Genomic DNA, 7,615 nt, shown 5'->3' with positions numbered 1-7,615 from the left:
AAAAAAAATCTCCCCCTGCGGGGAAATTTGGTTTAGTCTTTGGTCTTTTAGGTTTTTGGGTTTTGATCTTTTAAAAAGATGGCGGTTTCGCCAGCTTTTTGGGCGATTTTGACGGAGTCGGAATCGTGTCTTTTCTTATCTTGATACATATAGAAACAATGAGATTTTCAAAAAGTGTGTTGGATTCAGTCCTGTCAAGGGTTTGAGGGTAATTTGACAGGGAAAAACTCCGTCTGCTATTATTAAGTTACCACACGAAATAATAGATAGCTAGAGAACTAGCCACAGAAGGAGTTTTTCATTTTGACATATTCATCTGAATCGAATTATAGCATCCTTCAGGACAAAACTGCAACAGGTAAAAAGCGGGATTGGAGAGGGAAAAAGGTGAGATCGTCACTTATGGCGGCTCATTATGAAGGACTTGAAAAGCGTACCGGTGCGCCTTACTACGGAAAAAAGGCAGAGAAAGTGTGTGATTGTGCGGAATGTCTTGCGTTTAAAAGGGATAACGAAACGGGCAGACTACGATTATATCAAGCCTATTTTTGTAAAGTGAGGTTGTGCCCTATGTGTGCGTGGCGAAGGTCGTTAAAAATTGCTTATCATAATAAATTGATCGTTGAAGAAGCCAATCGGCAATATAAGCCTGCATGGATATTTCTTACGTTGACAGTGAAAAATATTGAGGGTGATGATTTAAAACAGACCATTTCGGATATGATGAAAGGTTTTAATAGATTGATGAAATATAAAAAAGTAGACTCTGCGGTGCGTGGATATTTTAGAGCTTTAGAGATCACGAAAAATCACGAGGAAAATACATATCATCCACATTTTCATGTGTTAATGCCTGTTCGTACTAATTATTTTGGTAAGAACTATATTAATCAAAAAGAATGGACAAGCCTTTGGAAACGTGCAATGAAATTAGATTATACACCGATTGTGCACGTGCAGCGTGTCAAAGGGAAAAAAGGAATTGATGCGGAAGCGATTGAAAAAGAAGTGCGTGAAGCAATGGAAGAACAAAAGGCCATTCTTGAAATTTCGAAGTATCCTATTAAGGATACTGATGTGATACGTGGGAATGAAGTGACCGAGGAAAATTTGGATACGGTCTATTACTTGGATGGTGCTTTAGCTTCCAGAAGGCTTATCGGTTATGGCGGGATATTGAAGGAGATTCATCAGGAACTCAATTTGACAGATGCTGAGGATGGAGATCTGATCAGGATTGAAGAAGATGATGACGATGTAGCAAATGAAACGTTTGAGATCATGGCTCGTTGGCATGTTGGGATTAAGAATTACATAATTAATTAGAAAAGCAGGCTAACTAGAGCCTGCTTTCTTAAATGGGTTAGTTGATTTTTGCTTTTAGAACTCTATAATCTCCACTGCCGTAAAGTCCTACGTCAACACGTGAAGAGTATTCAACAGGTGTATATTTTAGTGCTTTGAAAGTTCCTCTACTTCGGATTTCCCAAACGCTAGGGTCTAGTTTGTGTTGTGTTGTTTTGTGAGATTTGGAGTACCATACACCAGTTAAGTAAGCATCATAACTGCTACTTTTCAGTTTGCCTTTTTCATAAGTGAATTTACCACTTACTTCATGAGCGAACCCGAATCCCCAAGTAGTATTTGTGACTTTTGCTTTGAATTTCTTTTGTTGAACTGCTTTTGTTGAAATGTCTTCAACTTTCATAGATAACTCAAGCTTGTCTCCTTGTACGTTGAGAGGTTCTTGTACAACAACGTTATCTGATCCTTTTTTTAGTTCAGCATTTGCTTTATCAGTTAGTTGATCTAGTTTGTGGTTGATCTTTTCAACTTCTTTTATATGTGCGACAGGTTCATTTTGTGTTGCTTTTGCATTTGGAGCATATATTCCTAATGATAGAGTAATTGTAGCAAGTCCCATTAAAACTGTTGAGCTAATTGATTTTTTGGATAGTTTCAAAGTCATATTGTTCAAATCCTCCTTAAATGATAGTATTACAAGCGGTTACAAAAAATGGTTATATAACCACAAACAAGGGACGGTGTATTGTGTATGCTAGCTGTTATTTATACGGTTTTCATAATGTTTTTGGTTTTCTATCTACTGAATTATTTAGGTCAGAAACTAATTGCTAAGGGTCGCCCTGTTAATCATTCAATTATCATGGTGCTTTCACTTATTGAAGCTATAATTGCTATTGTCTTGGCTTACTATAAACCCCCTTTTCTATAGAAATCACTCCTTTTTTTGGGTATATTTTCATAATAGCATTGATTTATTTGGTATTGGGAATTCCTTGGTAAATTTATTTTTTGGTTGCGGTGTCCGCAATCATTTTTTGTACTTTTGTGATTATTGTAGGTGGAGTAGTCAACTACCTTACGTCTTTTTTGGGTTTTTTAGAATACATCTAAATTTTGTTTGATAATAAAACTATAAAAAAGGGCAGAAATATCGTTTTCTGCCCTTTTTAATTAGCTGTAATAGAGAATATTGAATGACAACCTGTTTTTAAAGCATTTGGGTAACCACAATAAGCTCTTAAAGAATATTGTCCTGGTCCAGCATTAGGGAATTTGTAAGTAAATGATTTTTTTTTGGGGGCAAATGTTTGATACTGTTTTCCATTTTTAAATACTGTAAATACAATACTTCCACTATAAACAAAAGTGTTTATTGATAATTTCTCTCCAGATTTTAAAGTAACTCGTGTGGTTGATGAAGTTTTGTCTTTTGTAAATAGTATGCTATTAGAAGAACCTCTGGCATGTGCTGAGTCAAGACTAGTTACATTAAAAATTGAAACAGATAATATTAAACATAAAAGTATCTTTTTAAACATTTTTACTACACCTTCCTTTGTGTTAATTTAAATACAAATACTAGGTTATATTATATTTTTTTACAAAACAATGACTGTATTAAAATTTTTGAATTTTATTATTTTGGTTGCGGTGTCCGCAATCATTTTTTTTATTTTTCAGTGCTCCGTTTTTGTGGATATTTTTGTGATAAAATCCATTTATTATGGAGGTGGATAGATTGACGATTGAAGTGAATGTGATGGATTTAGGATCATTCATTTTTTTTGCTTTGATGATCATCGCATGTGCTATTTCAGAAACAGAAAAAGCCGGCAATTGAGCCGACTTTTATGATACGTTTTATCCTTTTTTAGATTTATATGTATATTTGATCCCAAAATATACAAAAGAAAGTAAGAAAACAGTTATCCAAATCCACTGAATTTTAACCAAAAATATTGTGGTTGCTACTAATATAAGTATTGTTAAATCAAGCTTTTTCTTTAACTTTTTATGTGAGAGAACAAATACTATTAATAGCACAGCTATTATTGATGCTATTAGGTTTATAATGGTTTCACTCAATTTTAAACTCTCCTTTTTATGCTAAATGTGTTATTATTTTACTATGTATTAAAGAATTAAAGAATAGGAGTAATGTAATATGAGAAAAAAGACCTTTTCGATTCTTGTTAGTTTGATTTGTTTGTCATTAGCTTTTTCCTTTATTTTGCCTGCTAAATCCATTTCTGCCCAAACTGATGAAAGTATTGTATCAGATAGCAATGTACTTTTGAATGATTTCCCTGATATGGATGTTAATTTTGCGATATTAGAATTATTAGAAAAGCTTCCTGATGAAGTTGCTTCTAAAGGTATTGAAAAGAGTGTTGAATGGTTTAACAAGAATAAAGGTAATGAATTTGCCGGTCAGAAATTCATAGCTGATGGAGAATACTTAAAATTATCACCTGATTTTGATGAACCAGTTATGAGTACTTTGAGTGTGAGTGGATGTATTTGGGGAATTGGTAAAGCTATTGCTATGAATGCTTTACCTTGGTCTAAAATTTTAAAAATCAAGAAGGCTGTTAAAATTATGGGTGGAACTCGAGTGGTTGCTAATGCTTTAATTAAAGCTTATAAGCATCAACGTAATTTGGGTTATTCTAGAGCGAAATCTATAAAGAAAGCGATTAATGTAACAAAAAGAGCACTCCCAGCTGAATATGCAAAGCATTGGGTGGAGTTCTTCAGTCTAGGAGTTGTACAAAAAGAATGTTTTTAGTGTGATTTCTGATAAAAGCAGGCTCAAAAGAGTCTGCTTTTTTTGTTACATTCTTGACGGAAATCGAAAGATTTTAGCATTCACATAAGGGTGTGTATAAGTGCGCCATTTTCATGGGTGTCCTATTTCCAAAATTTCCACCATTTTTTTTGTTGAGATGCAGCAATCTGTTTTTTCATTTCTTTATTCTCTTTTAGAGCCTCTATAAGGTTTTTGTCGCGTTCCTCAAGCTTAGCCTCAATGTAGTGTTGTTGTTCGTGAATTGTCTGAATAAGAGATTGGATGATTTGTTTTTGTTCATTCATTTGTGAGTTGAAAGTGTTCCTTATGTCCTCTATCGACTCATTCAGCGTCAATGCTGTACTTTCTGTATGATTGTCTATCGTGATCGTGATTGGATGTCCTTCGTTAGTGAGGATGGTCTCAATGTTTTCTATAGACTTTCCTTCTACGTATAAACCACGAATTTTTTTTAGCAAGGGAATGGATTCATTTGCTACTAAATAGCTTTTTCCGTTTTTCTTTATGTTCAAATGATGGCCATGTTGACGAATGTATCTTCGTAATGTGGTATCTGGGATTTGAAGTTCTTTCTCTAATGATTTGATAGAGTGCCATGTTTCTTGGTTATCCATATAATTCACCACCTCGTTCACCATACGATCATACCTTGATTATTCTAGTTATATCAATGTATTCCTGCGATCACGATCATGGTTGTGTCCATGGATACGATCATACGATCACGTAATGTTTAAGGCATGGGATACCAATGTGAAAGCAAGTAATTCTTATGTTCTTGCATTGAAATATGGAGAGGAGAAAAATGTATGAAAAGAGCATAAGGGAAAACTGCAACCATTTCATGCTTGAAATCACAGTGTGATTTGGTTCGTGCCAGTTGCGATTTTTGAAAGGAATGTGCCTAAAAATGAAAAGCTGACACACCTTTTTTTAGGAGAAAAAGGCGGTGATGTGTCAGAAACGGCAAAATCGGCACACCATAAAAAGGAAAAACGAGAAGAGCGTAAGGGGTTTTTGTCCCCACTTATGGTGTGGAGCTAGGCAAAGCCTAGCAAAAAAATGACCCCAAAGAAGTGGTGTAAATCACTCCTGCAGCAGTGGCGATTTTTGAGGTGATCATTTCCCTATCACTACTGAAAAACGAGCAGGTCACTTGCGGATCAGTGATGGAAAATGATCGAGCAGTTGCTAATCACTTGTCAAAGTGCCCAGTTATACGCACCAAAAAATGTGCGTGTTTTTAGAAAAGCCAACGGGGGTTTTTTCACGAAAGTTTGGTAACGTTTTGTGTTTGAAAAGGAGCGCATTGCACACAAAGAAAGGTAACGTTTTGCAAAAAAAATCAGTCGCAACAAGGGTTCAATAATGGGTGAATTAAGTTCGTGTTTGTTTTGTGTTGTTTCGGAAAAGTGTGCACTTAAAAGGAGCGTTACTGTTTAAAAAATGGAGTGGAAAACATATGGCATGAGTCAACGGTAAGCGGAACGAAAGTGAGCATTAAGGAGTTGACTCATTCATCATATCCAAAGCCTATTGATTCAAACAAACCCCGTTTGTTTGCGCCAGCCGAAGGGGCATCCCCCGAAGATCGGGGGTAGGGGGTTTGAATATTTGCGATCCAACGGGCTTACCGTTGGCGGGTTTGGGCAGAGCCCGAAAAGAGTCACTGGAGGACCAGTGCCCACTTATGCACCTAAATAGGTGCTGTGGGTTTTCTCTCCGTTCAAAGCAGCATTGTACCGTTGGAATTAAAGAGTCAAAAATGGTAAGATTAAAGAAATATTTGTGCGTCTGTTTTGTTTGGCGAAAGTGCGCAGCGGAAGACGACGACAGTCGTCGAGTGGCAACGAAAAGCGAAGCACCGAGACCCAAACGGGAACCCCCCATGCTAACAGGGGGGTAGTACGCAAGATGAAAATAAAACGTATAAAAAAACATGTCGTGCATTTCAAAAATGCCGTTGAGAGCGTTCAGATTCGATTCTGAGCGCTTTTATTTTTGTTCAGGTAATTGAAATAGGGGAATGGTTTAAAAACGCTTATAGAGGATTTAAATGCGTTTTTTCGTTTTGTCTGCTGAATTCATTTAAAAAAATGTTTGCGAGATGCCGAAAATTTTCAAAAGTGGGGCGCAAACAGGCTTCTCTTATGAGAAATTATGCTAGGATTTAACAGAAAAATGGTTATTTACAAAGGGGGATTGATCATGGCGAATATACCTTCTTCACAAATTGGTGTTCAAATAAACGAATGGTATATCCATATAAAACGATTCAATGTGACCGATGCTGAAATGTTAAAAACGGAAATTGAGAGAAATTTAAATGATATGGAAGAGGATCAAGACGTCCTTTTATACTTTCAATTAATGGAGTTTAGACATCGTTTGATGTTGGACTATTTAAATCCTTCTGAAAACAGAATGAACAAAGCTGACTACTTGAGGGAGGTAGAAGGACAGGGGAAGAGACTTACTGGTCTTCTTGAATACTATTTTCATTTTTTTAAGGGAATGTATGAGTTTTCAAAAGGGGAATATTTGAGAGCTATCACGTTCTATAGACGTGCCGAAAAGAAGCTTTCACAAGTTTCAGATGAAATTGAGAGAGCAGAATTTTATTATAAAATTTCAGAAGTTTTTTATCATATGAAGCAAACTCATATGTCTATGTATTATGTGAAACTTGCTTATGATACATATACGGCCAACTCAACTTATGTTATTCGAGAAATAAACTGTCTTACAGTTGTTGCAGGAAATTATATTGATTTGAAAACTCATGAGAAGGCTTTGGTTCATTTTGAAAATACTCTTAAGATTGCTAGATCACTTGATAACGACTCGATGGTTACAAAAGCTTTGTTGAATGTTGGATGTTGTCATAATGATATGGGGCAATACGATAAAGCAGTTTATTATTTTGATCGTGCTGTTGAGGTTGGCGAAAAAATTCAAGCTAAGGAATTGATCCAAGCCTATTATGATTTAGCTCTAATTTATCTTAGAAAAGGTAATAGAGAAACTGGAGTTTCTTTTTTTGAGAAGAGTTTAGAATATGTTCAATTTTTTGAGGATGCTTTATTTGGACGAGTTTTAAACGTGCTGAAGGCTTTGTATATAGATTTAGGTGATAGAGAGCATGTTCTTTTTGCGATGAATGAATTGAGAAACGCAGCTGGTTTTCCTTATTTGGAGGAATTGGCATTAGAAGCCGCCGAATTCTATAATAGGCTTGAGCGTTTGGATGATTCTGTATATTTTTATAGACAGATGATCGATGCTCAAAAACAAATTCGGAGGGGCGATGGCTTGTATGAGTTCTAAGAGATTTTTCTCTGTAGTCATGTGTGCGCTTGTACTATTAGTTTCTGTAAATTTTGTTGTTTCAGAAACTAAAGAGAGTCATGAAATTGCATCAAGGGTTGCAACTTGATAAAGATGTATTAGCAGACCCTTAGGGTCTGTTTTTTTGTTGTGCAGCAGGACAAAAAAATC

7 protein-coding genes are annotated in these 7,615 nt (G+C 35.6%); 3 read left to right on the top strand and 4 right to left on the bottom strand.

Going from position 1 to position 7,615, the window contains the following annotated elements; genetic code table 11:
* Positions 1-303 precede the first annotated feature (303 nt).
* Complete coding sequence (locus NSQ64_RS20890; RefSeq protein WP_047203779.1) at positions 304-1,326, top strand: protein rep; 1,023 nt, start codon at positions 304-306, stop codon at positions 1,324-1,326.
* A gap of 37 nt (positions 1,327-1,363) precedes the next feature.
* On the opposite strand, the gene NSQ64_RS20885 is transcribed toward NSQ64_RS20890, so the two are convergent.
* The 3 genes from NSQ64_RS20885 to NSQ64_RS20875 form a co-directional block, all read right to left on the bottom strand.
* Positions 1,364-1,969: a hypothetical protein gene (locus NSQ64_RS20885; protein WP_341018469.1), complete on the bottom strand. Its 606-nt coding sequence runs from the start codon at positions 1,967-1,969 to the stop codon at positions 1,364-1,366.
* A 505-nt stretch (positions 1,970-2,474) separates the two neighbouring features.
* Complete coding sequence (locus NSQ64_RS20880; protein WP_047203782.1) at positions 2,475-2,846, bottom strand: hypothetical protein; 372 nt, start codon at positions 2,844-2,846, stop codon at positions 2,475-2,477.
* Positions 2,847-3,168: 322 nt separating this feature from the next.
* The gene (locus NSQ64_RS20875; protein ID WP_341018463.1) at positions 3,169-3,393 is read right to left on the bottom strand and encodes a hypothetical protein; all 225 of its coding nucleotides are present in this window, start codon (positions 3,391-3,393) and stop codon (positions 3,169-3,171) included.
* A 79-nt stretch (positions 3,394-3,472) separates the two neighbouring features.
* Between NSQ64_RS20875 and NSQ64_RS20870 the strand changes: the two genes are divergently transcribed.
* Positions 3,473-4,096, top strand: coding sequence for a hypothetical protein (locus tag NSQ64_RS20870; protein ID WP_052773124.1), 624 nt, complete (start codon positions 3,473-3,475; stop codon positions 4,094-4,096).
* 122 nt (positions 4,097-4,218) lie between these two features.
* On the opposite strand, the gene NSQ64_RS20865 is transcribed toward NSQ64_RS20870, so the two are convergent.
* Entirely contained in the window at positions 4,219-4,731 is a 513-nt protein-coding gene (locus tag NSQ64_RS20865; RefSeq protein ID WP_341018459.1) for a DUF3967 domain-containing protein, read from the bottom strand.
* Between the two features lie 1,594 nt (positions 4,732-6,325).
* On the opposite strand from NSQ64_RS20865, the gene NSQ64_RS20860 reads away from it, so the two are divergent.
* Entirely contained in the window at positions 6,326-7,444 is a 1,119-nt protein-coding gene (locus NSQ64_RS20860; protein WP_341018455.1) for a Rap family tetratricopeptide repeat protein, read from the top strand.
* Positions 7,445-7,615 lie beyond the last annotated feature (171 nt).

Source organism: Bacillus sp. FSL W8-0183, from assembly GCF_038006825.1.
Lineage (GTDB): Bacteria > Bacillota > Bacilli > Bacillales > Bacillaceae > Bacillus > Bacillus altitudinis.
Note: the sequence above shows the minus strand (reverse complement) of the source record. Positions and strands in the feature narration are given on the sequence as shown.

Bases quoted from the DNA above. Each gene is read 5' to 3' on its own strand.
- NSQ64_RS20880 (WP_047203782.1), bottom strand. From the start codon at position 2,846: ATGTTTAAAAAGATACTTTTATGTTTAATATTATCTGTTTCAATTTTT.
- NSQ64_RS20865 (WP_341018459.1), bottom strand. From the start codon at position 4,731: ATGGATAACCAAGAAACATGGCACTCTATCAAATCATTAGAGAAAGAA.
- NSQ64_RS20870 (WP_052773124.1), top strand. From the start codon at position 3,473: ATGAGAAAAAAGACCTTTTCGATTCTTGTTAGTTTGATTTGTTTGTCA.
- NSQ64_RS20885 (WP_341018469.1), bottom strand. From the start codon at position 1,969: ATGACTTTGAAACTATCCAAAAAATCAATTAGCTCAACAGTTTTAATG.
- NSQ64_RS20860 (WP_341018455.1), top strand. From the start codon at position 6,326: ATGGCGAATATACCTTCTTCACAAATTGGTGTTCAAATAAACGAATGG.